The following is a 25,809-nucleotide window of genomic DNA, read 5'->3' as shown; positions in this document are numbered from 1 at the left end:
CCGTGAAGGCCCGCCGGGCTATTGGCAAAAGGTCTAAGCACAGAGGTCGAACGACCAAAGTCTAATTCAGCCCCCGCAGACGCAGGCGCAGACTCGGCGAAGACCTGTTCAATCCCAGACCCGTCCATCAGGAGGAGCCGCTGACATGCCTGCTCAGGGAACCGCGACCGCCGGCGACACCATCCACCACGCCGTGCCCGTCAAACCCCATTTCCAGCACCATGCCTGGGTCGGCGAGGCCGAATATCAGGCCCTTTATGCGCGCAGCATCGAAGCGCCCGAGGCATTCTGGCGCGAACAGGCCGGGCGGCTGACCTGGGACAAGATGCCCACCGACATCCGGGACGTCTCCTTTGACCGTAACGATCTGCATATCCGCTGGTTCGCAGACGGCCAGCTGAATGTCAGCGCCAACTGCATAGATCGTCACTTGCCGGAGCGCGCGAACACGCCAGCGATCATCTGGGAGCCCGACAGCCCCGGCGCCCATCGCACCATTACCTACGCTACCCTGCACCGGGAAGTGTGCCGCCTGGCCAATGTCCTCAAGGGCCTGGGGGTGCGCCGCGGCGAACGCGTCACCCTGTACCTGCCGATGATCCCGGAAGCGGTGTTTGCCATGCTCGCCTGCGCCCGTATCGGCGCCATTCATTCCGTCGTCTTTGGTGGCTTCTCGCCCGAGGCGCTGGCCGGTCGCATCGCCGATTGCGGCAGCCGTGTGGTGATTACGGCCGATGCGGGATTGCGCGGTGGCCGTACGGTACCCCTGAAGGACAATGTCGATCAGGCCCTGCAACGCCCGGAAGCCTGCATCGTGGAGAAGGTCCTCGTGATCTCGCATACCGGCACGCACATCAACTGGGAAACCGGCCGCGATGTGCGCTTTGAAGACGCCATGGCCGAGGCCAGTGAAGTCTGCCCGCCGGAAAGCATGAACGCCGAAGACCCGCTCTTTATCCTGTATACCTCGGGCTCCACCGGCAAACCCAAGGGCGTGCTGCACACCAGCGGCGGCTACCTCACCTATGCCTCGCTCACCCACCAGATGGTGTTCGACTACCATCCGGGCGACGTTTACTGGTGTACTGCTGATGTCGGCTGGATTACCGGCCATACCTATCTGGTCTACGGTCCTCTGGCCAACGGCGCCACCAGTGTCATGAGCGAGGGGCTGCCGAACTACCCCGACGCGGGTCGCTTGGGACAGATCATCGACAAGTTCAACGTCAACATCGTCTATACCGCGCCCACCGCGATCCGGGCACTGATGGCCGACGGCGATACGCCGCTGGCCGCCAGCCAACGGCACAGCCTGAAGCTGCTGGCCACCGCTGGCGAACCGATCAACCCGGCCGCCTGGCACTGGTTCCACGATCAGGTGGGGCTGGAGCAATGCGCCGTGGTGGACACCTGGTGGCAAACGGAAACCGGCGGCGTGATGATTGCACCGCTGCCCGGCGCCACCGCCACCAAACCCGGCGCGGCCATGAAACCTTTCTTCGGCATCCAGCCCGCACTGGTGAACAATGAGGGGGCGCTGATAGACGGCCCCGGCGAAGGCAATCTCGTCATTCTGGACAGCTGGCCGGGGCAGATGCGCACCCTGTGGGGTGACCATGAGCGCTTCCGCGAAGCCTACTTCACCACCTTCCCGGGCATGTACTGCACTGGCGATGGCGCACGACGGGATGTCGACGGGGATTACTGGATCACCGGACGGGTCGACGACGTCCTGAATGTCTCCGGGCACCGCATGGGCACCGCCGAAATCGAGTCCGCACTGGTGGCCCACCCGAAAGTGGCCGAGGCCGCCGTGGTGGGCTACCCGCATGACATCAAGGGCCAGGGCATTTACGTCTACCTCACCCTGACCCACGACAGCGAACCCAGCGACACCTTGCGCGCCGAGCTGCGTGCCTGGGTGCGCAAGGAAATCGGCCCCATTGCCACACCGGACCTGATCCACTGGGCGCCGGGGCTGCCGAAAACCCGTTCCGGCAAGATCATGCGCCGGATCTTGCGCAAGATTGCCGCCAACGAGCACGACAGTCTCGGAGATGTCTCGACGCTGGCCGATCCGGCGGTGGTGCCCGCGCTGGTCGAGACACGCATGAACCGGCCGCCGGCATGATCGCACACCTGTCACGCTGCAAACGCCCCACCTGTACGGGGCGCCCCCGGATCGCGACTCACCCGTAACGCCTCCGGGACTTTTGCGCTGCCGGTCATCTCCCTGGCCGGTGGCGTTTTCTTTTTCCCTGGACTGCATTTTGTGGCATCGTCAGGGGAGCCTACTCATCACAGCAGAGCCATGAATGCCGCCATGGACCCTATACTGATTGCAGACGATCATCCGCTTTTTCGCGCTGCCCTGCGCCAGGCTGTCAGTGCGGCCTTCCCGGACACGCCGATAGAAGAGGCGGACTCCCTGCCCGCCCTGCAGACACTGGTGGAACAGCAGAAACAGTACAGCCTGCTGTTGCTGGACCTGCATATGCCCGGCACGCACGGTTTTTCCGCCGTGATCTACTTGCGCGACCACTATCGTGATACACCACTGGTGGTGATTTCTGCCAGCGACGAAGCCGACGTGATGCAACGCGCAATCGGTTTTGGCGCCAACGGTTTTATTCCCAAATCCGCCAGCCTGGACACCATGGTCGATGCCCTGAATCAGGTGCTGGCCGGGGACACCTGGCTGCCGCCTGCGGCGCGCACCAGCAGCGCCATCCCGGCGTCCGCCAGTGAGCAGGAACTGGCTCGGCGTATCAGCAGCCTCACGCCACAACAGTTTCGGGTACTGGGCATGCTGCTGGAAGGCATGGCCAACAAGGTCATCGCCATCGAGCTGAATGTGTCGGAGGCCACAGTGAAAGCGCACATGACCGCTATCCTGCGCAAACTGGGCGTGCGCAACCGTACTCAGGCCGTTTTGCTGCTGCGTGATATCGCCATTGAGGCCCCGACCTCCTGACACACCTCAGAGATTGGTCAGGGTGTCGTACAGGGTGCGCGCATCCACAGGCTTTTGCAGGAACACCAGCCCCTCACTGATCGCCCGCTGGCGTACTGCCGGATCATGATTGGCCGTCATCAGGATCGCCGGCACGGCATCGTCCCAACGCCCGTCCAGTGCCGTAATCACATCGAAACCGTTTTCGTCATCATCCAGCTGATAATCCACCAGCATGACATCCGGCACCGTGTCAGGATCAAGCCTGGCGTGGGCCTCGGCTTCGGAGCGCGCCTGAATGACCCGGCAGCCCCAGTCATCCAGCAGGGCCGCCAGACCAGCCAGAATGGTGGCATCGTTATCCACACACAGCACCGTCAGGCCGTCCAGCCGTCGTGGCGCAAACATCGTCGCTTCTTCCACGACCTCCGGCACCACGCCGTCAGCCGCCAGCGGCACCGTCACGCTGAACACCGTGCCGCGACCGGGCCATGAGCGCACGGTAATACGGTGACCCAAGAGCTTGCAGATCCGCTCAGCAATCGCCAGCCCGAGCCCCAGCCCCTTGCCATGCTGCTCACTGCTGGGCAGGCGCTTGAACTCGCGGAAAATTTCCTTTTGCTCTTCCTCGGTAATCCCGGTACCGGTATCCCAGACCTCGATACGCACCGCACCGGGCGCCTTGCGGCAGCCAAGCAGCACACTGCCCTCACTGGTATAACGCACCGCATTGCCCAGCAGATTCTGCAACACGCGGCGCAGCAGTTTTTCATCCGTCTGCACCAGGACATCCGCCGGCCGCCAGCGCAGACGCAGCCCCCGTGCATCGGCCATGGCACCGAATTCACTGGCCAGATTGTGCAGCATGCGGCGCAACGGTACCGGCCGCTGATCCACCGGCATGGCGCCGGTATCCAGGCGGCTGATGTCCAGCAGATCACTGATCAAACTCTCGGCCGCTTCCAGCGCGCCACTGATGTTGCCGAGCATTTCCTGGGCCCGCTCCACATCACTGAGGCCGCCGGTCTGCAACTTCTGTTGCAACGATGAACAGAACAGATGCGCAGCATTCAGCGGCTGCATCAGATCATGCCCGGCCGCCGCCAGAAACAGTGTCTTGCCCTGATTGGCGCGCTGTGCTTCGGCAATCGCCTGCTGCAGGCGTGTGTTCACTTCCGACAGACGGCGTGTGCGATCCGCCACCATTTGTTCCAGATTCTCGTTGATCTCGCGCAGCGCCCATTCATCCCGTTTGCGCGCCGTGATGTCCAGGAAGGTACTGACAAAGCCCCCGCCCGGCATGGGCATGCCTGACACTTCGATCACGGTGCCGCTGGGCAGCACTCGTTCGAAACTGTGTGCCGAACCCTCGCGCAGCAGATTCACACGGCGACTGACCTGTTCATGCAGATCACCGTCGCCATAGATCCCCTGCCGGGCGTTGTAGCGGTAAACGTCGGCAATCGGGCGCCCCAGACGAATCAGGCCTTCGGGATACTCGAACAGACGCTCATAGGCGCGGTTCCAGGCGACGATATTCAGATCGCGGTCCACCACGCAAATGCCCTGGTTGATGGTTTCGATGGTGGTGCGCAGCAATTGATGGTTGAACTGGATGACCTGCGACGCTTCATCCATGATGCGCGCCACTTCATGGCGATCTGCCTCCTGCTTGGTCAGCAGCGTACCCAGCAGGATACGCGCCGAGCTGGCGCCCATGGCCCCCGCCAGCAAGCGTTCGGTCAAGCGCACCAGATGCAGGGGGGCAGGCAGCTCCGGTTGCCAGAAGAACTGCTGCTTTTCGGCGTGCTCACGGAACAACAACTCGGCACGCCCCTGGCCGATGCAGCGCCCGGCCAGCTCCAGCAGTTCGCCCTGGCTGACCAGCCCGGAGGTGCCGGCGTCGCGCCACCAGTCCAGCGGCATGTCCACGAACAGGGTCGCCTGGGAGCGGTCCAGCGCCGAAGGTCTGGCCCATTTCGAGAAGCAGACATAAGCGAGGATATTCAGCCCGAGGCTCCAGACGACACCATGAGCCAGCGGCGACAGCCCATCCAGCCCGAACAGCCGTTGTGGGCGCAACATGCCGAGACCAAACACCCCGTCCTGATTGGCACGCGCCAGCCATTCCGGCGATGCCAGCCCGGGAAGCAGCAGACAGAACGCCCACACCACAAAGCCGATCGCCAGACCGATGGCCGCCCCGCGCGCATGCCCGCCGCGCCAGTAGAGCCCCCCGAACAGCGCCGGGGCAAACTGGGCCACTGCCGCAAACGACAGCAGACCGATACTGGTCAGACGGGTGAAGTCCAGCATCAGCTGGTGGAACAGAAACGCCAGCAACAACACCACCACAATGGCGACGCGGCGCAGACTGCGCACATTGGCGCCCAGCGCACCCAGGTCGTTGCGCAGGTTGACGCGTCGGCGCAGCCACAGCGGCAACAGCACTTCGTTGGTCAGCATGATGGCCACCGCAATGGTCGCCACAATGACCATACCGGTGGCCGCAGCGATGCCACCGAGAAACACCAGCAACGTCAACCAGGCCGGCCCTTCCAGCATCGGCAAGGTGAGCACATAGATATCCGCCTGACCGGCAAATTCGGGCTGAAGCACCAACCCGGCCAGTACGATGGGCAATACCAGTACCGCGAAGATGCCCAGGTACAACGGCAGCACCCAGCGCGCCGTGCGCAAATGACGCAGATCGTTATTCTCGACCACTGCGGCATGAAACTGTCGCGGCAGACAGATGATGGCCGCCATAGCGAGCAGGAACTGGGCGGCAAAATCCTGCTCGCCCCAGCCACCGGCAAACAGGTCGCTGGCCACCTCGCCCACCGCCTCTTCATTGAAGAAACCGAGCGCACCATCAAAGACATAGAACAGGCAGAACAGACCGACCGCGATAAACGCCACCAGTTTGACGAACGACTCGAAAGCCACCGCCAGCATCAGGCCGGACTGGTGCTCGGTGGCATCCAGATGGCGGGTGCCAAACAACAGGGTGAAGGCCGCCATCAGCAGCGCCACGACGAAGGCGCTGTCCATGTTGGCTGCCATATGACCCTCACCCGGGGTCAGCACATCAAACGCCAGGGTCACGGCTTTCAGTTGCAACGCGATATAGGGCAGTACGCCCACCAGCGCGATCATCGTCACCAGCATGGCCAGCCGCTGGGACTTGCCGTACCGGGCGGCGATGAAGTCCGCGATGGAGGTAATACGCTGCTGTTTGCCCAGCGTGACGATCTTGAGAATGATGGCGCCGCCGAACACCACCAGCACGATCGGGCCCAGATAGATGGGCAGGTAGCTCCAGCCATGATTGGCGGCTTCGCCCACGGCGCCGAAGAAGGTCCAGGAGGTGCAGTAGACGCCGAGCGCCAGGCTGTAGGTCCACGGGTTATTGACCAGCCGCGAACCGCGTCGGGCAGCGCGATCGCCCCACCAGGCAATCACGAAAAGGATCAGCACATACAGCAGAGCGAGGCTGCCAAGCTGCCAGAGTGTGAACATGAAGGCTCCCCGTCGACCTCGCCCGCGCCGTGCGCCGTCAGGCGGCCGCCGGCTCCGGCTTCATGAGTCGAAGATACATCAATGCGGCCGTGGTGGCGTCCCCCAGGGCGGTGTGCCGACCGATGACCGGCACATCCAGGCTGCGTGCCATGGCTTCAAACCCGACATGCGGCGCCAGATCCGGCTGACTCCGGCGCAAGCGGCGCTGGTACAGGCGGGTCAGCTCGATACTGCGGTTGGGCAACTCGAAACCGGCACGCGGGCGCAGATGACGATTGATGACGGCCAGATCAAAATCGATACACCAGCCCACGATCGGGCGATTGCCGATGAAATCCAGGAGCCGCTCAAGCGCGTCATCCAGAGTACAGCCATCCACCAGATCATCGGGGCGCAGGCCATGGATGCGAATGGAATCACGTTGCAGCCCGTGCGGGCGGCGCAGCGTCAGATCCAGCGCCTCGCTGGTGAGCACACGGCCATGGCGCACCGGCACAGCGGCGATGGACACCAGTTCGGCCTGACGGGCATCGGCGCTGGTGGTCTCGCAATCCAGCGCTATCACATCGCTGCCATGATAGGGCTGAAACAGATGGGCGTAGTCGCCCTCTCCATGGCGGCGGCGATCGGCCACGCGGCGTAACGTGCGAAGCATGATGACCTCCTGATCAGTATTCCAGATGAAAGCGCCACGACAGGCGCTGCTTGAATTCATTCACGGCATGCAGCGCATCACGCAGCATGTCACGTTCCAGAGAGCTCAGTTCCTGTACCACGATATGATTCCCGTCCGCATGCGCGTCGCCAGCTTCCAGTGCGGCAAGCTGGCGCTTGAGTCGCAATTCGGAAAACAGTGACAGCGCTTCACTCAGGTCTTCTGCCAGGTCTCTATCGGTAATGCCACGTGCCGCCAGCTCATCAAGACGATCGAACGTCGAGGTGTCACGAATGCGTTGCGACAGCGCCAAGGCACGCACACCGTGCACGATGGGAAAGATGCCGCCCTTCTTGATATCGATACCGTGTTCGGGTTTTTTCAGGGTGCCGAACACCGTCAACGGCGTGGAGAAACGCAGCACCCCCCGGGCAAAGCGGGACATCAGCAGCTGGTCGTCACTGCACCGCTCGAACAGCGCATCGCGCAGCGCCTCCAGCAAACGGGGATTGCCCGCCAGCGAGTGGGCATCGGCCAGGATGGACAACTTGAGCATGGCATCACCGCCGCCGTCGTCAGCCCAGCGACGAATACGCTCGCGCCAGCGGGACAGGCTGCCCGTCCACTCGGGGTTCGAGACCATGACATTGCCGGGACAGGGCGGGTAACCGAGCCGCAACAGGTTTTCGGTGAAACGGCTCATGGACTCGCTCTGCCCCGGCCACACCGCTCCGTCGTCCAGAATCAGCCCGTTGTCCTGATCGGTCTTCAGTATCTGTTCACCACGCCCTTCACTGCCCATCACGATCAGGCAACCATGCTGCTGATGCGCTTCCGGCACCGTGAACTGCCACGTCTTGGCCATCAGGCGCCCGTTCAGCGCCGCCAGCAGGTCCATGGCAAATCGCAGCTTCACACCCTGCGCCATCAGCGCCCGCACCAGCTCCGGCAAGCGCGCACTGGCCAGCGCCAGCGCATCCAGATCGTCAGCCTTCTCGATCTCCAGGCCCACCACGTAGGAGCGGCTGGAGAAGTAGCTCAGCACATCGGTCAGCTCGACCACCCCGACGGCCCGCTCGTGGCGCATGACCACCACCCGGGCCACTTCATGCCGGGTCATGCTGACCAGCGCCGCAAACAGGAACTCGTCCGGGCGCGCCGTCACCAGATCGAAACTGGCGACACTGGCCGCCGGATCACCGCTGCCCCGGCCATCCAGCACCAGCGCATTGAGCAGGTCTGTCTTGGTCACGATACCGACATCGTTGCCACGCTGGACCAGCAGGCTGTCCGCCCTGTGGGTCTTCAGCGCCGTGACCGCATCATGGATGCTGATGTCCGCCTGCATGATCAACGGCACCCGCATGCAGTCACGGATACGCGCCAGCATGAACCCGGCCAGGGTCACGCCGCCCTCACGCTGCTCGGCCAGCAAACGGCTCTTCTCCGCCAGGCGCTGGCGAAAATAGTCGGCAAAGGCGCTGTTGTGGTTGCACAACCGCTGGAACAGCTGCCCCGGAATCAGGTAACAGAGGGTCTGCTGGTCAGCCACAAACCGGTAACGGCTCTTGCCGTTCAGCACACTGATGGCGCCGAACAGATCGCCCGCCGTGTATAGCCCGATGCGTGCACGGGCACTGGGGGCCTGTACATCCAGTTCGGTCACCGCGCCCTTGTGAATCAGATAGACCCAGTTGCCTGCCTGACCGGCATCCAGAATCACTTCGCCCTTGTCGAAGTAACTCAGGTCCGCCGCCGCACGCAATTGCTCCAGGGACGTATCGTCCAGCAGGGCAAAAGGCAGTTGTGTCAGGTCGAGATCCACCATGGTTCGGGCCGGTTCGCTCAGGTTTCTCCAAGCAAACCACGATCTATATAAAAGCCCAATGGTCCAGGCACTAGACCTTCGTCCTATTTCTTTGCAAAGCACTGATTTACAAGGGCATTAAAGGGCGCTTCCCAGGCTGCCACCTTCATCAGACCAAAGTCTGGGATTTCTTTGCCCGCGTTCTTGACCAGTATGAGGATGAGTCGACCTCGCAAACCCGAAAAACAACTGGAGAGCAACTCATGGCAGATGACAAGACCAACGCTGCGGCGTACTGGAAGGCGAATCTTCGCCTCATCATCGGCTGCATGATCGTCTGGGCTTTCGTGTCCTACGGCTGCGCCATCCTCCTCAGACCTCTACTGTCAGGCATCCCCGTCGGCGGCACGGACCTCGGCTTCTGGTTCGCCCAGCAGGGCTCCATTCTGACCTTTATCGGTCTGATCTTTTTCTACGCCTGGCGGATGAACCGGATCGATCGCCAGTTTGGCCTGGGGGAGTAGACCAGCATGAGCCAGTTTGCCATTAATCTGCTATTTGTCGGCGCCTCCTTCGCGCTCTATATCGGTATCGCTGTCTGGGCGCGTGCCGGCTCCACCAAGGAATTCTATGTGGCCGGCGGTGGCGTGCACCCGATCACCAACGGCATGGCCACCGCAGCCGACTGGATGTCTGCGGCGTCCTTCATTTCCATGGCGGGCCTGATCGCTGCGGGCGGCTACGGCGCCTCTACCTTCCTGATGGGGTGGACCGGCGGCTACGTGATTCTGGCCATGCTGCTGGCGCCCTATCTGCGCAAGTTCGGCAAGTTCACGGTGCCGGATTTCATCGGTGATCGCTTCTACAGCCGGACCGCACGCGTGATTGCCGTGGTCTGTCTGATTGTCGCCTCGGTCACCTACGTGATCGGTCAGATGACCGGCGCCGGTGTGGCCTTCTCGCGCTTCCTCGAAGTCCCCAGCAGCGTGGGCATCTGGATCGCCGCCGCCATCGTTTTCCTGTACGCCGTATTCGGCGGCATGAAGGGCATTACCTACACCCAGGTTGCCCAGTATGTGGTGCTGATCATCGCCTACACGATTCCGGCAGTGTTCATTGCCCTGCAGCTCACCGGTAACCCGATTCCGATGTTCGGCATGTTCAGCACCCATACCGAATCCGGCATCCCCTTGCTGCAGAAGCTGGACGACGTGGTGCGCGCATTGGGCTTCCAGAGCTACACCGGCGATAACGGCGGCAAGATGAACATGTTCCTGCTGACCCTGTCGCTGATGATCGGTACGGCTGGCCTGCCGCACGTCATCATCCGTTTCTTCACTGTGCCGAAGGTGGCTGATGCACGCTGGTCTGCAGGCTGGGCACTGGTCTTCATTGCCCTGCTCTACCTGACAGCCCCGGCGGTCGCCTCCATGGCACGCCTGAATCTGATGACCACCATCTATCCGGAAATGACCGGCCAGGTGGACGATTACGAGGCCGCCGCCGCCAATCCGATCCGCTATGAAGACCGGCCGGACTGGATTCGCTCGTGGGAGGATACCGGGCTGATCACCTTCACCGACCACAACAACGATGGCCGCATCCAGTTCTACAACGACACCAACCCCGATTTTGCCGGCACCGAGGCAGAGCGTGGCTGGGCCGGTAACGAACTGGTGGTCAACAATGACATCATGGTGCTGGCGAACCCGGAGATTGCCAACCTGCCACCGTGGGTGATCGGCCTGATTGCTGCGGGCGGCATCGCTGCGGCCCTGTCCACGGCTGCCGGTCTGCTGCTGGCTATCTCGTCCGCCATCAGCCATGACCTGATCAAGAAGACCATCAACCCCAACATCACCGAGAAGGGCGAGATGCGGGCCGCGCGAATCTCCATGGCCGGGGCCATCCTGCTGGCTACTTATCTGGGGCTCAATCCGCCCGGGTTTGCGGCACAGACCGTGGCGCTGGCCTTCGGGATAGCCGCCGCCACCCTGTTCCCGGTATTGATGATGGGCATCTTCTCCACCCGCATGAACAGCGCAGGCGCCATCAGCGGCATGCTGGCCGGCCTGGTCACCACCCTGCTGTACCTGTTCACCTATCTGGGCTGGTTCTTCATTCCGGGCACCAACATGCTGGCCAACACCCCGGAGAACTGGTTGTTCGGTATTTCACCGCTCGGTTTCGGCCCGATCGGCGCACTGGCCAACTTCGCCGTCGCCTTCGCGGTTTCACGCGCCACGGCACCGCCGCCGGTGGAAATCCAGGAGCTGGTGGAAAGCGTCCGTTATCCGAAGGGCGCTGGCATGGCCGTCAGCCACTAGGCAATAATGCACTGACCGCAACGGGCTTCCCTCGGGAAGCCCGTTTGTCTTGACGCCAACCCCACGAAAAGGTGATTCATGATCTGGCATCTTGTTGCCGCCATCTTTGCCGCCCTCGGCGCCGCCGGCATCGCACTGGTACTGCGTATGATCAGCGGCAAGCGGCTGCCACGCTGGATCATCCCGGTCTTCGCCGGTCTCGGCATGCTGGCCTACCAGATCCACTTCGAATACACCTGGTTCGAACACAAACGCCAGCAACTGCCCGCCACCGCAGACATCATCAGCAGCGAGCAGGAAAGCATGCTCTGGCGCCCCTGGACCTATGCCTTCCCCATGACCGTGGCGTTCAGCGTGATTGATCGCGACAGCATAGTGTCCCGCACCGTCAACGACCAGCCGCTGGTGGAATTCATCTTCTACCGCTTCGAGCGCGAATACATCGAACGCCTGAACCATCAACGTTATCTGATGAACTGCGCCACGGCCGAACTGGTGCCGCTGGCCAGCGAAAACCGGCCTGACACCGAGGCCTTGCAGGTCATATCACGCTCCTCGGCATTGTACCGGACGGTCTGCGTCAGGTAGCCTCATGCTTCCACCTGAGCATGAGGACCATCGGAATGGGGCATCTGAGCCGCATCTTCACCGGGCTGCTGACCCTGTTACCCGTAAGTGTGCTTGCCGACATCTGGACTGAGCCTGCCCCCCTGCGCCGCGATGCGTTGCTCGAAGGGCGCCAGTTCAACTACAACAGCGAATCCTTCCTGCATCGCCTGAGTTTCCGGCAGCTTTCCGAGCAACCCTGGTCCGACGCGGACGGCCTCAGCGGTACCGCGGGCAGTTCACGCAGCGACGAGCTGTACCTCGACATGTTCCTGCAAAAGACCCTGCGTGATGATAATGGCCGCAACGAAGCCTTCGTGCGCATGCAACGCTCGGAGGATTTCGACGGCCGCTTTGACCGGCAGATCATCGGCTTCGGACACCGGCTTGGCGATTACCGGCTGGCCGTTGCCGGTGATGTGCGCGGCGACAAGGCAGAAACCGATGTGCAGTTCGAGGCCCAGTGGCAGCCGGACGACCGGCGCCTCGCCCGCGTGGCGATAATCCTTCCGGACGCTTACTTCAACGACAAGACGCCGCGCGATGCCGAATACCGTGACACGCCAGTGAGCTACTTTGCCCATACCCGTCTGGGCGGCAGCCTCTACGGTGCCCCTGGCTGGGGGCTGCAGACCGCGATCACTTACTCCCCGCCCGCGCGGGTCATTGATCGCGACCTGGGTCTGGACGCCAGTGGCAACCAGACCCGGGCCATGATCGAGGCCACGGCGCCCGCACTGGGCGCCTTGCGCCCGCAACTGCGACTGGAAGGTGAGCGCACCAGCCGCAGTTTCGGCTTTACGCGCAGCGACGAGCCTGACGATGATTTCTTCCGCCGACGCATGCACAGCGTGCGACTGATGGCGACGCACACTCGCGCGCACCTGACGCCGTCCTTCGGTCTGTATCATTTACGGCTGCATGAATCAGGCTGGTTTGGAGACAATCTCGGTGTCTCGGGACGAGAAAGTCGCGAGGAGACCTATGCGTTCGCGGGCATTCGTCAGCAGTTGGGCGAGCGGTGGTTCTGGGAACCCACGATCTATGCCGGGCATACCAGCATGATTCAGGAACAGGTTTCCGATAATGGTCTGGGCGACCCCCTCAATGAGGAAGAGAACCGCTGGCTGGGCAAGGTGAACCTGCCGTTCCGCTACACGCTGGAAGAGGCCACGGGGGCTGTGCTCACGATCAATCCTACCTTGCGGTTGCACCGTGCGGCGTTTGGTGGGGGAAATGTGCAGTTGCACTGGCCTTTCTGAAGTGATTTGTTGCTGAGGGTGTGCTACGAAGCCCCGCCAAAATCAGACCAAACGCTCCAACAGGCCAAACATCCCCTGCAACGTCCGCTCACGCCGCAATTGCTGATGGAGCACCTCAGCCTCGGGCCACTGCCGCCGCAAGTAATTCAGCCATTGCTTGACGCGACCCGCTTCCTGAGCCGGTTTGCCCGTGCCGACAAGGGTTTGCATGAAGGTTTCCAGTTGAGCCCGCACCTGTGGCCACTGCGCCCGCTCGCCGGAGCGCACCGCGCGGGCCAGATACGGATCGCTGACAGCGCCACGCCCCAGCATGATGGCATCGCAACCACTTTCACGCTGACAACGCGCAGCGTCTTCGGGCGTCCAGATTTCACCGTTGGCAATCACCGGCAATGACACCGCCTCGCGTACCGCGCCGATACGGTCCCAATAGGCCGGTGGGCGATAGCCCTGCACCTTGGTGCGCCCGTGCACGGTCAGCCAGCTCGCGCCCGCCGCCGCCACCGCCCGGGCGTTCTCCAGCGCCAGCGCATCATCCAGATTGCCCAACCGCATCTTGGCGGATACAGGAATCGACGCTGGCACGGCCGCACGCACCGCAGACACCACCTGATGCACCAGTTCCGGTTCATCCAGCAGCACGGCGCCACCTCGATGCCGGTTAACGGTTTTCGCGGGGCAACCAAAATTCAGATCAATGGCGGGCGCGCCCAGGGCGACCGCCTGGGCGGCGTTATCGGCCATACAGGCCGGGTCGGACCCGAGCAGTTGCACATGCACCGGGGTACCGCTGCGCGTGCGCGCGCCGGTGCGCAGTTCCGGGCACCAGCGATAGAATACTTTCGGGGGTAACAGCAGGCCGTTGACGCGCACGAACTCGGTGACACACCAGTCGTAGCCGCCAATGTCTGTCAGCGCCTGACGAATCCAGAAATCCGCCAGGCCTTCCATCGGTGCAAGTATCAGCTTCATTGTCGTCATTCTAACCCTTACACTCAGCGCATGCTGACACACACCATCAATCCCCGTTTTTGCGACACCGATGCGCTCGGCCACATCAACAACACGGTCATGCCGGTGTGGTTCCTGGAAGCGCGCGAACCCATTCTGCGTCTGTTCAATCCGGACATGGATCTGCAGCGCGGCGGCATCGCGCTGGTACGCACTGAAATCGACTACCTGGGCGAAACCCGTTTCGGCAGTCCGGTCACCATCACCACCACCGTGCGGCGCCTCGGCAACAGTTCTTTCGTGCTGTGCCACCGGTTGAGCCAGGATGGCCGCGACACGGCCCGCAGCCTGGCCACGCTGGTCAACTTCGATCCGGTGCAGCGTCGGGCGGTGCCGATTCCCGACACCGTGCGCACAGCGCTGATGAAGCACTATGAGAATGGGGTGACGGGGGGGCATTCGGGGCATGAAGAACCCCCGCCGGACATGCCGCAGACGTGAATACCGAAGGGCTTAGGAGATCTCGGGAATCCTGAACGCCTGGGCCGCCGACGAGGCCCCCCACTATAGCGCCACAGGGGGAGCCGGGAAACCGCGGGCTTATGCCGTTTTGGAATGTCCGCAATGATTGTAAGCGCACACTTACTTTGCGCTCTCGATTGACTCGCTCGCAACACTCTTTTAGTGTTTGCCCGCCTTGCCCCCGAGACGCCGCCGGAAGCCTGTCATGGCCGCAAAACCGAAGCACACCCGTCTGGAAGACGCCCTCAGCACCCTGGAAACCCTGGTAGAGCGCATGGAATCCGGGGAACTGTCCCTGGAAGAGTCGCTCAAGGCCTTTGAGGACGGGGTGCGCCTGACCCGCGAATGCCAGCAGGCCCTGCAACAGGCCGAACAGAAGGTCCGCGTGCTGCTGGAGCAGAGCACAGATGCCACCCCGGCGCCGTTTACCGCTGCCAACGGGGACGATGGCAACCATGACGACCACTGATTTCAGTACCCTCACCCGCTTCATGGCGGCGTGCCGGGAACGGGTGGATGCCCAGATGCTGCGCTATCTGCCCGACCAGCACAGCCCCGCGCCGCGTCTGGCCGACGCCATGCGCTATGCGGCCCTGGGGGGCGGCAAGCGGATTCGCCCGGTACTGGTCTACGGCAGCTGCCTGCTGGCCGGTGGCCGCATGGAAGACGCCGACCTGCCCGCCGTGGTCATCGAGCTGATCCACGCCTATTCCCTGGTTCACGACGATCTGCCCGCCATGGACGATGACGCGCTGCGCCGTGGCCGCCCCACGACCCATATTGCCTTCGATGAGGCCACCGCCATTCTCGCCGGGGATACGCTGCATACGCTGGCCTTCGAGCTGTTGGCCAATGTCGGCGACTACACCGATAACCAGCGTATCAGCATGGTCCGCCAGTTGAGTCAGGCCGCCGGTGCCGAGGGCATGGCCGCCGGGCAGATGCAGGATATGGAGGCCAATGGCCAGGCACTGACCCTGGCGGCGCTGGAGCGGGTGCACTATCTGAAGACGGGCCGGTTGATCACGGCGGCGCTGGCCCTGGGCGCCATCGCCGCCGAAGCCCCGCCGCCGCTGCGTCAGACGCTGCGCGCCTACGGCGATGCCATTGGTCTGGCGTTCCAGATTCAGGACGATATTCTCGATGTCACCGCGGCCACCGAGGAGCTGGGCAAGCCCAGCGGCTCGGATCTGCGCCACGGCAAGAGCACCTTTCCCGGGCTGCTGGGCATCGATGGCAGCCGTGCCCGCGCCGCTGACCTGTGTCATCAGGCCTGCACCCTGCTGGACGCCCATGCCCATGGCGAAGGGGTCGATCCGCGCCTGCTCAAGGACCTCGCCGCTTATATCGTGGCACGTACTCACTGACCGCCGTCGCCTCGGCAGGTATAATGCCCCCCATGCAGAAGACCTTCGACGAAATCCCGCTGACACGGCCGCAGACCCCGCTGCTGGACCGCATCAATCGCCCCGCAGACCTGCGTGCCCTGCCCCGTGAGGCGCTGCCTCAGGTGGTGGACGAACTGCGCGCCTATCTGCTCTACGCCGTCGGCCAGGCGGGCGGGCATTTCGGCGCCGGGCTGGGCGTGGTCGAGCTGACCGTGGCCCTGCATTACCTGTTCGAGACCCCCGATGACCGGCTGGTGTGGGATGTGGGGCACCAGACCTACCCGCACAAGATTCTTACCGGGCGCCGCGAGGCCATGACCTCAATCCGGCAACAGGGCGGGCTGTCCGGCTTTCCCAAACGCACAGAGTCGGAATACGACACCTTCGGCGTCGGCCATTCCTCCACGTCCATCAGCGCGGCGCTGGGCATGGCGCTGGGTGCGAAAATGGGGGACCGGGACCGGCGCGCTGTCGCCATCATCGGGGATGGCGCCATGACGGCAGGGCAGGCCTTCGAGGCGCTCAATCATGCCGCCCACACCGACGCCAACCTGCTGGTGATCCTCAACGACAACACCATGTCGATCTCGCACAACGTGGGCGGGCTGGCCAATTATTTTGCCCGCATCTGGGCGTCAAAGAGCTATATCGCCCTGCGCGAAGGCGGCAAGAAGGTGCTGGCCAAGATGCCCGCGGCCTGGGAATTCATGCGCCGCACCGAAGAAAGCATGAAGAACATGGTCAGCCCGGATGCCCTGTTCGAAGCCATCGGCTTCAACTACATCGGCCCCATGGACGGTCACGATATCCATGAGCTGGTGGACACCCTGGGCAACCTGCGCGATCTGAAAGGCCCCCAACTGCTGCATGTGTATACCACCAAGGGCAAGGGCTTCGCCCCGGCAGAAGCCGACCCGGTGGGCTACCATGCCATCAACAAGATCGAACCGAAAAAGAAGCTTGCACCCGCCACCCCGGCAAAGCCGGCCGGCCCCAAGTATCAGGACGTGTTCGGCCGCTTCCTGTGCGATATGGCCTCACAGGACCGCAAGCTGGTGGCCATCACCCCTGCCATGTGCGAAGGCTCCGGCATGCTGGAATTCAGTCAGCGTTTTCCGGCGCGCTTTCATGACGTCGCCATCTGCGAACAACATGCGCTGACCCTGGCGGGCGGCCTGGCCTGCGAGGGCCAGAAGCCGGTGGTCGCCATCTATTCCACCTTTCTGCAGCGCGCCTATGACCAGCTGATTCACGATGTCGCCCTGCAGGATCTGGACGTGACCTTCGGCATCGACCGCGCCGGGCTGGTGGGCGAAGACGGCGCCACCCACGGCGGCGTCTTCGATCTGGGCTATCTGCGTTGCGTGCCGAACATGATTATCGCGGCACCGTCTGACGAGAACGAGTGCCGGCAGCTGTTGTACACCGCCTATCAGCATCCCGGCCCCGCCGCAGTGCGCTATCCGCGCGGCACCGGCACCGGCGCCGAAATCGAAGACACCTTTACCCTGCTGCCCCCGGGCAAGGCACGCCCGCTGCGCGAAGGCCGCGGCGTCGCCATTCTGGCCTTCGGCGCCCTGGTCAGTGCAGCGCTGGAAGCAGGCGACGCCCTGGATGCCACGGTGATCGACATGCGCTGGGTCAAACCGCTGGATGAGGCGCTGATCAGCGCCCTGGCGGGCCGCCACACGCTGCTGGTCACGGTGGAAGATCACCAGCGCATGACCGGGGCGGGCTCGGCAGTGAACGAGTATCTGGCGGCGCAGGGACTGACCGTCCCGGTGCTCAATCTGGGGCTGCCGGACAGCTTTATCCACCACGGCAAGCGTGATGCCCTGCTGGCAGAGTACGGCCTGGATGCGGACGGTATTCGCCAGAGCATCGACACGCGGCTACGCCAGATGGCCAGCCGTCACGCCCCCGCCATCGGCTCCTGATCCGCCTGCACCACCCGATTGCGGCCCTCGGCCTTGGCCCGGTACATGGCCGCATCGGCGCGGCGCACCAGCTCCTCCGGGCTTTCATCGTCAGCCTGCGGGATCATCACCGACACACCAATGCTCAGCGTGACCACTGACGCACAACCGGAACGCGGGTGCGGCAACTGGCACAGGCGCACCGCCTCGGCCAGCTGTTCTGCGCGTTGTACGGCCCCGTTCATGTCCACCCCCGGCAGCAGCAGCACGAATTCCTCGCCGCCATAGCGCGCCGCCAGATCCGTGGCCCGGCGAGCCTGGGAACGGAAGATACCCGCCATCACGCGCAGACAATCGTCGCCTTCCTGGTGGCCCAGCAGATCATTATAGGGTTTGAAGTAGTCGATATCGGCAAACACCAGCGCCAGGGGTTGCTGCTCACGCTGGGCACGGGCCCATTCGCGCTTGAGCGCCTGGTCGAACTGGCGCCGGTTGGCCAGCCCCGTCAAACCATCCACCAGCGCCTGACGACTCAGCTCGCGGGCCAGCGTCTCGATACGGCGCTGATCCTCGCGCAGCAGCTCCCCCTGCAGGAACATCCGCCGCCGCTGCCGCTCATCACGGAAGCACAGCACCATGCACAGCAGGCTGGCGCCGACATAGGTGGGCACCACCAGCGTCCAGTCCAGGGGCGCCCCGAACCATGCCGCCAGCCCCAGTGGCGGCAAGCCGCCGCCCCAACCCGCCAGCAACGCATAGGGCAAGCGCAGGCTCAGCCCCAGATAGACCACCACCACCACGAAGACCGTGCCGATGTGCAGCAGGGTCCGGAACGCCTCATCCGGCTCCAGCATCGGGTTGATGGTGGCCAGTATCATCATCAGCGCCGCCAGCGTCGTCACGGTGCGCTGGTAGCGTCTACGCATCAGGGGGGTCGAGGCCAGTCCCCAGGCCATCACCATGATGACGGCAAAACCGGCAAAAATGAGGGGCCAGACACCGGTATGCGAACCGGACAACACGGTCAGGGCCGAAACGGCCATGGCCAGATACAGCAACGCCAGCCAGGTCAGGCTGGCGCGAAAGATGCGCAGGGCCGCATCATCGTGATGGGCGCGGAACTCGCTCTCCAGCACCGCAGGAAAGCGCAACCGGAGCCCGCCAGCCCGCAGGAGTTGCTGCACCTGCCGGGCACGGGCCGTATGCCCCGCAGAATGCTCCTGAAGGGCAAGCGTGTGTTCCGCAATAGGCGTCGGGTCTGCGTCCATCAACCGGTTCCAGGCGGGGACAACCCCGGCAAACAAGCTCAGCCCCGGAACATCTCGTGCCAAGGGCCGCGCTGGTCCCCGGGAAGTTGTCGTCAGTATACCCCCGCCCCGCTCAGACCAGCCATGGCAAGGCGACGTACAGCAGAATACCGGCGTAAACCCCCGCCAGCAGGTCATCGACCATGATGCCGGTGCCGCCATGCACGCGCTGGTCGAGCCAGCCGATCGGCCAGGGCTTGAGCACATCAAAGACCCGGAACAGGGCAAACCCGACCACCGCCACAGCCAGCGTCGGCGCGGCCCCCAGGATCGCCAGAGGAATGAACGTCACCAGCAGGCCGGCAAATTCATCCCAGACGATACCGCCATGATCATGCACCCCGAGATCCCGTGAGGTCTGCCCACATAACCAGGGCCCGACCGCAATCACCACAAGGGTCGCCAGCAGGAACCCCCACAGCGGCAGGAAGGTGAGCAGATACCACAGCGGCATGGCGGCCAGGGTCCCGAAGGTGCCTGGCGCTTTGGGCGCCAGACCGCTACCAAAACCGAAGGCGAGAAAGTGCACCGGATTGGTCATATCGGGCCGCGGGGCGGGGGGCTGAGGGGTCATGCTCGTGCTCCTTTAAAAATGATTCCAGCCATGCCGGGCCACGGGCACCGGCTGCCCGCTCGCATCCAGCACACGCACACCCGGCTCGGCCGAGAAGGCGCCAATCACATGGCAGTCCGCAGGCAATACCTGCTCCGCAGGCAGGGCAAACAGCAACAGGTAGTCATCCCCCCCCGCCAGTTGCCATGCCTGGCGCGAGGCGTCATCCCCGGCCGCGGCCAGGGCTGTCGAAAGCGGCAGGGCCGGCAGATGTACGTCGGCACCAGGCACGGCACTTTCCGCCAGCAAGTGCCCCAGATCCGCCAGCAGGCCATCGGAGATATCAATACAGGCGCTGGCCACGCCACGCAATTGCTCGCCGAGCGCCAGCTGCGGCCGGGGTCGCGCCAGGCGCGCCACCAGCGGCCCGTCGCGCTCACCGCGCTGCCAGGCGGCCAGACCGGCTGCTGCCTCACCCGGCACACCGCCGACACACAACCGCTGGCCCGCTCGGGCGCCGCTGCGCAGCAGGGCCTGGCCCGTCGGCACCTCGCCAGTGACCTGCACCGTGATCGACAGCGGGCCACGCACCGTATCTCCGCCGACCAGCGTGCAGCCAACCGACGCGGCCAGGCTGGCAAAACCCCGGGCAAACCCCCCCACCCAGTCCGCATCGGCTTCCGGCAGACTCAGGCTCAGCAATGCCCAGCGTGCACGGGCGCCCATGGCCGCGAGGTCAGACAGGTTGACGGCCAGACTGCGCCAGCCCACATCGGCAGCGGGCATGTCCGCGGGAAAATGGCGGTCTGCGACCAGGGTGTCCATGGACATCACCAGGTCGCATCCGGGGGTCGGCGTCAGAAGGGCGGCATCGTCGCCGGGCCCCAGACGTACGCCGGGCCCGGCGGCGTTTGCCGCCGTGCGGAAGAAACGATTGATGAGGGCGAATTCATCCATGCCGGCCTCGCGCCCGAAACGGGCCAGGGAATGTCAGCGGGCGACGATTTCCACCTGGCGACACTGGCGTGCCACCTTGTCGAGCACGCCGTTGACGTACTTGAAAGAATCATCGGCACCGAACAGCTTGGCCAGTTCGATACCTTCATTGATCACCACCCGGTAGGGCACATCCAGCCGCGCCAGCAGCTCGAAGGCCCCCAGGCGCAGGATCACCTTCTCCACCTGGGACAGCTCCTGCACCTTGCGGTCCAGGGCGGGCGCGATCAAGCCATCCAGCTCTTCGCGTCGTTCGGACACACCCTGCAGCAGATCATGAAAATACTGCAGGTCCACCTTCTTCATGTCGTTCTGGGCCCGGAACTGGGCTTCGATCTCATGCACCGGGTGCCCCGCCAGTTGCCACTGGTACAGGGCCTGCAAGGCAAAACGGCGCGCCTTGCGTCGCGCCGAGGGGGATGACGTCGTGGTCATATCAAAGCACTTTCAGCAAGCTGACCATTTCCAGCGCACAGAGGGCCGCTTCAGCGCCCTTGTTACCCGCCTTGGTCCCCGCCCGCTCGATGGCCTGTTCGATGCTGTCCACCGTCAGGACGCCAAACGCCACCGGCACGCCGGTGCTGTTCTGGATCGAGGCAATACCTTTGGCCGCTTCGCCCGCCACATACTCGAAATGCGCAGTGCCACCGCGAATCACGGCGCCCAGCGTGATGATGGCATCGTAATCGCCCTTGTCAGCGATACGCTTGACGGCCACGGGCAGTTCCCAGGCGCCCGGCACCCGGATGACATTGATGTCCTGCGCCTTGACGCCATGGCGAAGCAGCGTGTCCACCGCGCCTTCCAGCAACGACTCCACCACAAAGCTGTTGAAGCGCGCCACGACGATGCCGTAACGACCGCCCACCTGAGTGAAGTTGCCTTCGATGACTTTCACGTCTTTCATATCCAACCCTTGTCTGAATCAGGCCGGGGTCCAGGCCCCGGGTACCGGCAAGCGCCACATTGTACCCACTTGCCTTGCGGAATGCCTGCCTTTCAGGCCGATGCGGCGCCGGGTTTTTGCTACGCCCGGCATGGTTTGCGGCGGGCCAACCGGGTATCGTTGCGCCCAAACCGGGCCAGATCGGCGCCCGGCATAATCAGGAGACCACCCGTGATCGCAAGAAACCTGCTGCTCTGCGCCGCCCTGCTGACCCTCGCCGCCTGCAGCGATCCCACCCCGGACACCAACACCACGGAAGCCCCCGCTGACGTCACCACCCAAGCCCGAGGCGAAGGCCCCTCCGTCTCCGCCAGCGAGGCACTGACCTACTCCGAGGACGGCCAGCTGTTCCGGAACGACCTGTTCGGCCTGCATATCGAGAAGCCCGAGGGCTGGTTCTCGCAGAACGCCGAGGACATGCTGGCCATGCAACAGCAGAGCCTGGCCCTGATGGGTGATGACAACACCCGTGCCATGATCCGCTCGGCCCTGGAGAGCACCCTGCCGCTGTTTGGTTTCTTCGAAGTACCGCCGGGCACCCCGGGCAAGCTGAACCCGAACATCCTCGGCTCCGCCGAGAACATCCGCCTGGCCCCCGGCATCGCCAGCGGCTGCGATTATCTGGCCCATGCCCGCCAGGCCCTGCGCATGATGCAAGTGAATTACGAGATTGATGAGCAGTGCGGCCAGCACGAGGTCAACGGCACCGAATTCGACTATTTCGAGGCGCAAGCGATGTTCGGTCCCCAGCTGGTGAAGCAGCGCTATCTGGCATTGCTCCGCGACGGCTACGCCATCGTCATCGTGCTGAGTTTCTTCGACGAGGAGAGCGAAGCCCGTCTGAAAGACGTACTGGCAACCCTGCGAATGCAGTGACGCGATCCAATACCCCGGACAATGTACAGCGCCAGACCCGGCACGCTACCATTCAGTCGGGGGTATACTACCCGGCACTCACAATAACAAATGCGCAAGGATAAAAAGCAATGAGCGAGGATAGCTTCATGAAAAAAAACGCGGGGGCGAAGAAAACCAGGAACATCATGGGTTGTGCGGGAATCGCATTACTGACGGCTTTGCTTGCCGCCTGTGGTGGAAGTAGTGGTGGAGGCGGCGAGAAAGGCACTGCGCTGATCAGCGGACAAGCCGCCAGCGGCACCATCCGGGAAGATCAGTGGCGTTATTACTACTATGATTTACCGGCTGAGCACGATGCTGCAAGAATTACACTGTCGGTCTCATCCGGTGATGTCGAAATGCTGCTCAGCGAGCAGCGTTTTCCGGACTGGGCCATGTACGATAATGATGATGAAGACTGCTATGACTGGGCAGAACCCGGCCAGGATGGCGTCTGCGAGGCCGAAGAAGGCCTGGATCCGGGCCGATACTATATCGGCCTGGTGGGCTGGGACCCCGTCTCCAGTTACTCGCTGACCGCAGAATCGTGGGCGTCAGCGACGGCCCTCTCACACCCTGTATCCATGTCCGGCGAGGAGATCCAGGATCAGCATCAACTGCGACTCCGAATCGCCAACCTTTACCTGAAATCCCTTCGTGGCAACGATATGAAGCCTCGCGAGTGGCTGCCGGATGAGATGCCGGAATCAGGCATGGTCGTGGATGCCCGAGGCGGCGAGAAGTATCGCTTCTACTTTGGCACCGATGCGGTATCACCCGCAGTGCTGAGCGTTGATCTGAACGGTCACTGGCACCATTTCTACTCGATGGAGCAGTTCCTCGAAGCGCTTGGCATGACGCAACAGTAGCTTCGAAATCGGCGTCATGCCGTCGGCGTGTCGGCAGCGTATGTCCCCTGGTCGGGGGACATACGCCACGCGCCCACTCCCCCTAAAATCATACTCAAGACACCGGTAGATTTTTTCATCGGGGGGGGCATGGATACCATCTACTCACGGCGTCAACTGCCCGGGCTGGCTTTGGCCGCCTGCGTTGCCTCAGGCCTGGCGGGCTGCGGCGGCAGCTCATCATCCAGCCATGACATCCTGCCTCCCGGCATCGATTTTCGCCCACTCAACGACACCGGCATCCAGTTCTGCGGCGCAGCCGATACCGGCAACCACGCCCCATGCCTGGGCAATGAGCCGCCGGGTCAAGACGCCGACTTCGGTCGCGATGCCGACGAGGCGCTGGAAAAGGCGGGTGCCGGGGCGGCTGGCTTCGATTACTCGCGCCTGTGCAACAACGGTGATCCGGAGGGCGAAGGCGACTGCCCGTCACAGCCGCTGCGCGGTGACCTCCCGCAGCAGTGGGGCTGCACCCGTGACAACGTCACCGGCCTGATGTGGGAACTCAAGGACGCCAGCGAACTGAGCCCGCGCTTCGTCGACCATCGCTACAGCGTATCCACCCCGGGCGACACCAGCCTGTGCGGCGCCAGCCTGGGCGATCAACCCTGCACTGCCGAAGCCTACGTGGACGCGGTGAACGCCGAGGGGCTGTGCGGCTTTCACGACTGGCGCCTCCCCGGACTTCATGATCTCCAGAGCCTGGTGCATTACGGGCGACAGGAAACGCCATGGCAGGACATGCCTTTTTTTCCTGATGCCGCCTCCGCCCCCCTGTGGAGCAATACGGCGGACGCCCGCGGCGATCACATCTGGACACTGGACATGAACACAGCCCTGCCAGGTCCGGAGTCGCCTGACAGCGGGCAATCCCTGCGCCTGGTCCGAGGCACGCCCCTGACCAGCGAAGACACACAAAGCCGGGCGCATTGCGCGGACGGCCTGCCAAGCAGCACGCCACCGCAGCGCTATGACACATCACACCCCGGCACCGTGGTGGATCTGATGACAGGCCTGATGTGGCAACGCTGCGTGACCGGCCTGTCCGGCGAAGATTGCACAGAGGGCGCGGCCACGCCGCAGGATTGGGCAACGTCGCTGCAACAGGCGCAGGCAGACACGCATGCCGGTTTCGATGACTGGCGCCTGCCCAACATTCGCGAACTGGCCTCGCTACACGATACCTGCGCCTACGATCCCGCACTGTCACCGCTGCTGTTCCCGGGCGCACCGGGCGCACCGCTGTGGTCCGCCTCCCCTGCCCCGTCATCCGACGCCTGGCAGATGAACGCACTGGACGGCCAGCACCAACTCGCCACACGCAGCGACAGCGCCTATTCATTACGGGTTCGTGGTGGCTCGCCCCGACTGGCACCGCCGCGCAGCGACACCCTGGTACTGCGGGCGGGCGCGCCCGGGGAGACCGCCGCCTACCAGCCCGGTCAGAGCGAATCCTATCTGTTTACCGCGCGAGCCATCGGCCCGGGGGCGGCACTGGGCCTTGCGGAGGTCACGGCCTGTGAGGCCGGGCTGACTGACGGCACCGTGACCGTCGAGATACTGCATCAGGGCCACAGTACGGCCGTGGACTGCGACGCGTTACCGCTGTCCCTGCCGCTGCCGGACGGGTTGCCCTACAACAGTGATGGTGCCCTGGAATACACCTGGGAGGCACGCTGGACACCGGACGCCGAACTGGCCGCCAGCGCCACCGGCACCCAGGTGGGCGCCCTGGCGTTGCGCTTTACCAGCGCCGATGACATCGCGCTGGCGTCTCCCCCGGTGCAGCACCAGTTCAGGCTCTACGACATCAATCAGCCGCCTCGGCTGATGCCCACGACGCAGAGCCTCCTCACCTGTGTGGCCACAAGCTACACCCGGCTCGACTGTGAATACGAGGTGACCCCCTCCGGTCAGTTGGTGTTCCCGCCAGGCATCGGCATCGAGGACCCTGACGCCGGGACGGGAGGGTTGTTTACCGAGGTGGAATTTATCTGCCTGGCCGAAGGCGGTTGCGATCCGGAAGACACGACCCGGCTGCTGATACCGGCCATGAGCAACCTGCAAACCGTGGTGCCCGGGTACCACTACCGCTACCTCGGCACACTGCCCCCAACCTCCAGCTTCCTGCAGGCCATCACGATCTTCAGCGAATCCCCCGGCCAGGGCGACTACCTGCTCCGCATCGAGACACATGACAACGGCAACAGCGGCGCCTGCAGTTACGAGAACCCCAACCACTGCCTCAAATACGCATGGGCTGAGGTCAGGGTACGCGTGCGCTAGGGCATAT

The 25,809-nt window shown here is 63.6% G+C and carries 22 protein-coding genes; 13 read left to right on the top strand and 9 right to left on the bottom strand.

The features are described from left to right. Nucleotides 1-145: 145 nt before the first annotated feature. Both acs and DKW65_RS02085 read left to right on the top strand, forming a co-directional pair. The gene (acs, locus tag DKW65_RS02090) at nt 146-2,131 is read left to right on the top strand and encodes an acetate--CoA ligase (RefSeq protein ID WP_111655701.1); all 1,986 of its coding nucleotides are present in this window, start codon (nt 146-148) and stop codon (nt 2,129-2,131) included. A 192-nt stretch (nt 2,132-2,323) separates the two neighbouring features. Continuing rightward, on the top strand, nt 2,324-2,974 hold the full coding sequence (locus DKW65_RS02085) for a response regulator (protein WP_111655700.1): 651 nt from the start codon (nt 2,324-2,326) through the stop codon (nt 2,972-2,974). 6 nt (nt 2,975-2,980) lie between these two features. On the opposite strand, the gene DKW65_RS02080 is transcribed toward DKW65_RS02085, so the two are convergent. The 3 genes from DKW65_RS02080 to DKW65_RS02070 are packed head-to-tail and all read right to left on the bottom strand — an operon-like array spanning nt 2,981 to nt 8,958. After that, a complete protein-coding gene (locus DKW65_RS02080; RefSeq protein WP_111655699.1) occupies nt 2,981-6,475 on the bottom strand; it encodes a hybrid sensor histidine kinase/response regulator in 3,495 nt (1,164 codons plus the stop codon). Between the two features lie 37 nt (nt 6,476-6,512). Then, nucleotides 6,513-7,130, bottom strand: coding sequence for a 3'-5' exonuclease (locus DKW65_RS02075; protein ID WP_111655698.1), 618 nt, complete (start codon nt 7,128-7,130; stop codon nt 6,513-6,515). A gap of 13 nt (nt 7,131-7,143) precedes the next feature. Beyond that, nucleotides 7,144-8,958 (bottom strand): DUF294 nucleotidyltransferase-like domain-containing protein, encoded by a 1,815-nt coding sequence (locus DKW65_RS02070; RefSeq protein WP_111655697.1) that lies wholly within the window; start codon nt 8,956-8,958, stop codon nt 7,144-7,146. Nucleotides 8,959-9,200: 242 nt separating this feature from the next. Between DKW65_RS02070 and DKW65_RS02065 the strand changes: the two genes are divergently transcribed. The 4 genes from DKW65_RS02065 (at nt 9,201) to DKW65_RS02050 (ending at nt 13,132) form a co-directional block, all read left to right on the top strand. Beyond that, nucleotides 9,201-9,461, top strand: coding sequence for a DUF4212 domain-containing protein (locus DKW65_RS02065; protein ID WP_111655696.1), 261 nt, complete (start codon nt 9,201-9,203; stop codon nt 9,459-9,461). A 6-nt stretch (nt 9,462-9,467) separates the two neighbouring features. Continuing rightward, nucleotides 9,468-11,264 carry a sodium:solute symporter family protein gene (locus DKW65_RS02060; RefSeq protein ID WP_111655695.1) on the top strand — a complete coding sequence of 599 codons (1,797 nt, stop codon included), beginning with the start codon at nt 9,468-9,470 and terminating at the stop codon, nt 11,262-11,264. A gap of 78 nt (nt 11,265-11,342) precedes the next feature. Continuing rightward, nucleotides 11,343-11,852 (top strand): hypothetical protein, encoded by a 510-nt coding sequence (locus DKW65_RS02055; protein ID WP_111655694.1) that lies wholly within the window; start codon nt 11,343-11,345, stop codon nt 11,850-11,852. A gap of 35 nt (nt 11,853-11,887) precedes the next feature. After that, complete coding sequence (locus DKW65_RS02050) at nt 11,888-13,132, top strand: hypothetical protein (protein WP_111655693.1); 1,245 nt, start codon at nt 11,888-11,890, stop codon at nt 13,130-13,132. A gap of 42 nt (nt 13,133-13,174) precedes the next feature. On the opposite strand, the gene DKW65_RS02045 is transcribed toward DKW65_RS02050, so the two are convergent. Next, nucleotides 13,175-14,113: a tRNA dihydrouridine synthase gene (locus DKW65_RS02045; protein ID WP_211315722.1), complete on the bottom strand. Its 939-nt coding sequence runs from the start codon at nt 14,111-14,113 to the stop codon at nt 13,175-13,177. Nucleotides 14,114-14,134: 21 nt separating this feature from the next. Here DKW65_RS02045 and DKW65_RS02040 point away from each other — a divergent pair, with 21 nt between their 5' ends. The 4 genes from DKW65_RS02040 to dxs all read left to right on the top strand — a co-directional run bounded on the left by DKW65_RS02040 (nt 14,135) and on the right by dxs (nt 17,930). Then, nucleotides 14,135-14,584, top strand: coding sequence for an acyl-CoA thioesterase (locus DKW65_RS02040; RefSeq protein WP_111655691.1), 450 nt, complete (start codon nt 14,135-14,137; stop codon nt 14,582-14,584). Between the two features lie 226 nt (nt 14,585-14,810). Then, complete coding sequence (locus tag DKW65_RS02035) at nt 14,811-15,074, top strand: exodeoxyribonuclease VII small subunit (protein ID WP_111655690.1); 264 nt, start codon at nt 14,811-14,813, stop codon at nt 15,072-15,074. After that, a complete protein-coding gene (locus DKW65_RS02030; RefSeq protein WP_342767578.1) occupies nt 15,061-15,972 on the top strand; it encodes a polyprenyl synthetase family protein in 912 nt (303 codons plus the stop codon). The genes DKW65_RS02035 and DKW65_RS02030 overlap by 14 nt, the downstream gene beginning before the upstream one ends. A gap of 32 nt (nt 15,973-16,004) precedes the next feature. Beyond that, nucleotides 16,005-17,930, top strand: a complete 1,926-nt coding sequence (gene dxs / locus DKW65_RS02025) for a 1-deoxy-D-xylulose-5-phosphate synthase (RefSeq protein ID WP_111655688.1) — start codon at nt 16,005-16,007, stop codon at nt 17,928-17,930. Here the strand turns inward: dxs and DKW65_RS02020 are convergent. The 5 genes from DKW65_RS02020 to ribH form a co-directional block, all read right to left on the bottom strand. Further along, a complete protein-coding gene (locus DKW65_RS02020; protein WP_162925650.1) occupies nt 17,906-19,177 on the bottom strand; it encodes a GGDEF domain-containing protein in 1,272 nt (423 codons plus the stop codon). The two genes, dxs and DKW65_RS02020, sit on opposite strands and share 25 nt — an antisense overlap. A 112-nt stretch (nt 19,178-19,289) precedes the next feature. After that, on the bottom strand, nt 19,290-19,790 hold the full coding sequence (locus DKW65_RS02015) for a phosphatidylglycerophosphatase A family protein (protein ID WP_111655686.1): 501 nt from the start codon (nt 19,788-19,790) through the stop codon (nt 19,290-19,292). 12 nt (nt 19,791-19,802) lie between these two features. Next, nucleotides 19,803-20,726, bottom strand: a complete 924-nt coding sequence (gene thiL / locus DKW65_RS02010) for a thiamine-phosphate kinase (RefSeq protein WP_111655685.1) — start codon at nt 20,724-20,726, stop codon at nt 19,803-19,805. A 33-nt stretch (nt 20,727-20,759) separates the two neighbouring features. Then, nucleotides 20,760-21,200 carry a transcription antitermination factor NusB gene (gene nusB, locus DKW65_RS02005; RefSeq protein WP_111655684.1) on the bottom strand — a complete coding sequence of 147 codons (441 nt, stop codon included), beginning with the start codon at nt 21,198-21,200 and terminating at the stop codon, nt 20,760-20,762. Nucleotide 21,201: 1 nt separating this feature from the next. Further along, the gene (ribH, locus tag DKW65_RS02000) at nt 21,202-21,672 is read right to left on the bottom strand and encodes a 6,7-dimethyl-8-ribityllumazine synthase (RefSeq protein ID WP_111655683.1); all 471 of its coding nucleotides are present in this window, start codon (nt 21,670-21,672) and stop codon (nt 21,202-21,204) included. A 210-nt stretch (nt 21,673-21,882) separates the two neighbouring features. On the opposite strand from ribH, the gene DKW65_RS01995 reads away from it, so the two are divergent. The 3 genes from DKW65_RS01995 (at nt 21,883) to DKW65_RS01985 (ending at nt 25,802) form a co-directional block, all read left to right on the top strand. After that, nucleotides 21,883-22,587: a hypothetical protein gene (locus tag DKW65_RS01995; RefSeq protein ID WP_111655682.1), complete on the top strand. Its 705-nt coding sequence runs from the start codon at nt 21,883-21,885 to the stop codon at nt 22,585-22,587. 110 nt (nt 22,588-22,697) lie between these two features. After that, the gene (locus DKW65_RS01990) at nt 22,698-23,477 is read left to right on the top strand and encodes a hypothetical protein (protein ID WP_162925649.1); all 780 of its coding nucleotides are present in this window, start codon (nt 22,698-22,700) and stop codon (nt 23,475-23,477) included. Between the two features lie 129 nt (nt 23,478-23,606). Beyond that, nucleotides 23,607-25,802 (top strand): Lcl C-terminal domain-containing protein, encoded by a 2,196-nt coding sequence (locus DKW65_RS01985; RefSeq protein WP_111655680.1) that lies wholly within the window; start codon nt 23,607-23,609, stop codon nt 25,800-25,802. The last annotated feature ends 7 nt before the right edge of the window (nt 25,803-25,809 follow it).

Origin of the sequence: Isoalcanivorax indicus (assembly GCF_003259185.1) — a bacterium.
GTDB classification, from domain to species: domain Bacteria; phylum Pseudomonadota; class Gammaproteobacteria; order Pseudomonadales; family Alcanivoracaceae; genus Isoalcanivorax; species Isoalcanivorax indicus.
The sequence above is the reverse complement of the archived record's forward strand: the minus strand, read 5'-3'. Positions and strand labels throughout refer to the sequence as shown.

Excerpts from the sequence above, each read along its gene's own strand:
- DKW65_RS01990 (WP_162925649.1), top strand. The coding sequence starts at position 22,698 with ATGAGCGAGGATAGCTTCATGAAAAAAAACGCGGGGGCGAAGAAAACC.
- ribH (WP_111655683.1), bottom strand. The coding sequence starts at position 21,672 with ATGAAAGACGTGAAAGTCATCGAAGGCAACTTCACTCAGGTGGGCGGT.
- thiL (WP_111655685.1), bottom strand. The coding sequence starts at position 20,726 with ATGGATGAATTCGCCCTCATCAATCGTTTCTTCCGCACGGCGGCAAAC.
- DKW65_RS02080 (WP_111655699.1), bottom strand. The coding sequence starts at position 6,475 with ATGTTCACACTCTGGCAGCTTGGCAGCCTCGCTCTGCTGTATGTGCTG.
- acs (WP_111655701.1), top strand. The coding sequence starts at position 146 with ATGCCTGCTCAGGGAACCGCGACCGCCGGCGACACCATCCACCACGCC.
- DKW65_RS02085 (WP_111655700.1), top strand. The coding sequence starts at position 2,324 with ATGGACCCTATACTGATTGCAGACGATCATCCGCTTTTTCGCGCTGCC.
- DKW65_RS02075 (WP_111655698.1), bottom strand. The coding sequence starts at position 7,130 with ATGCTTCGCACGTTACGCCGCGTGGCCGATCGCCGCCGCCATGGAGAG.
- dxs (WP_111655688.1), top strand. The coding sequence starts at position 16,005 with ATGCAGAAGACCTTCGACGAAATCCCGCTGACACGGCCGCAGACCCCG.
- DKW65_RS02050 (WP_111655693.1), top strand. The coding sequence starts at position 11,888 with ATGGGGCATCTGAGCCGCATCTTCACCGGGCTGCTGACCCTGTTACCC.
- DKW65_RS02055 (WP_111655694.1), top strand. The coding sequence starts at position 11,343 with ATGATCTGGCATCTTGTTGCCGCCATCTTTGCCGCCCTCGGCGCCGCC.
- DKW65_RS01985 (WP_111655680.1), top strand. The coding sequence starts at position 23,607 with ATGGATACCATCTACTCACGGCGTCAACTGCCCGGGCTGGCTTTGGCC.
- DKW65_RS02070 (WP_111655697.1), bottom strand. The coding sequence starts at position 8,958 with ATGGTGGATCTCGACCTGACACAACTGCCTTTTGCCCTGCTGGACGAT.
- DKW65_RS02030 (WP_342767578.1), top strand. The coding sequence starts at position 15,061 with ATGACGACCACTGATTTCAGTACCCTCACCCGCTTCATGGCGGCGTGC.
- DKW65_RS02065 (WP_111655696.1), top strand. The coding sequence starts at position 9,201 with ATGGCAGATGACAAGACCAACGCTGCGGCGTACTGGAAGGCGAATCTT.
- DKW65_RS02020 (WP_162925650.1), bottom strand. The coding sequence starts at position 19,177 with ATGGACGCAGACCCGACGCCTATTGCGGAACACACGCTTGCCCTTCAG.
- DKW65_RS02015 (WP_111655686.1), bottom strand. The coding sequence starts at position 19,790 with ATGACCCCTCAGCCCCCCGCCCCGCGGCCCGATATGACCAATCCGGTG.
- nusB (WP_111655684.1), bottom strand. The coding sequence starts at position 21,200 with ATGACCACGACGTCATCCCCCTCGGCGCGACGCAAGGCGCGCCGTTTT.
- DKW65_RS02040 (WP_111655691.1), top strand. The coding sequence starts at position 14,135 with ATGCTGACACACACCATCAATCCCCGTTTTTGCGACACCGATGCGCTC.
- DKW65_RS02045 (WP_211315722.1), bottom strand. The coding sequence starts at position 14,113 with ATGACGACAATGAAGCTGATACTTGCACCGATGGAAGGCCTGGCGGAT.
- DKW65_RS02060 (WP_111655695.1), top strand. The coding sequence starts at position 9,468 with ATGAGCCAGTTTGCCATTAATCTGCTATTTGTCGGCGCCTCCTTCGCG.
- DKW65_RS02035 (WP_111655690.1), top strand. The coding sequence starts at position 14,811 with ATGGCCGCAAAACCGAAGCACACCCGTCTGGAAGACGCCCTCAGCACC.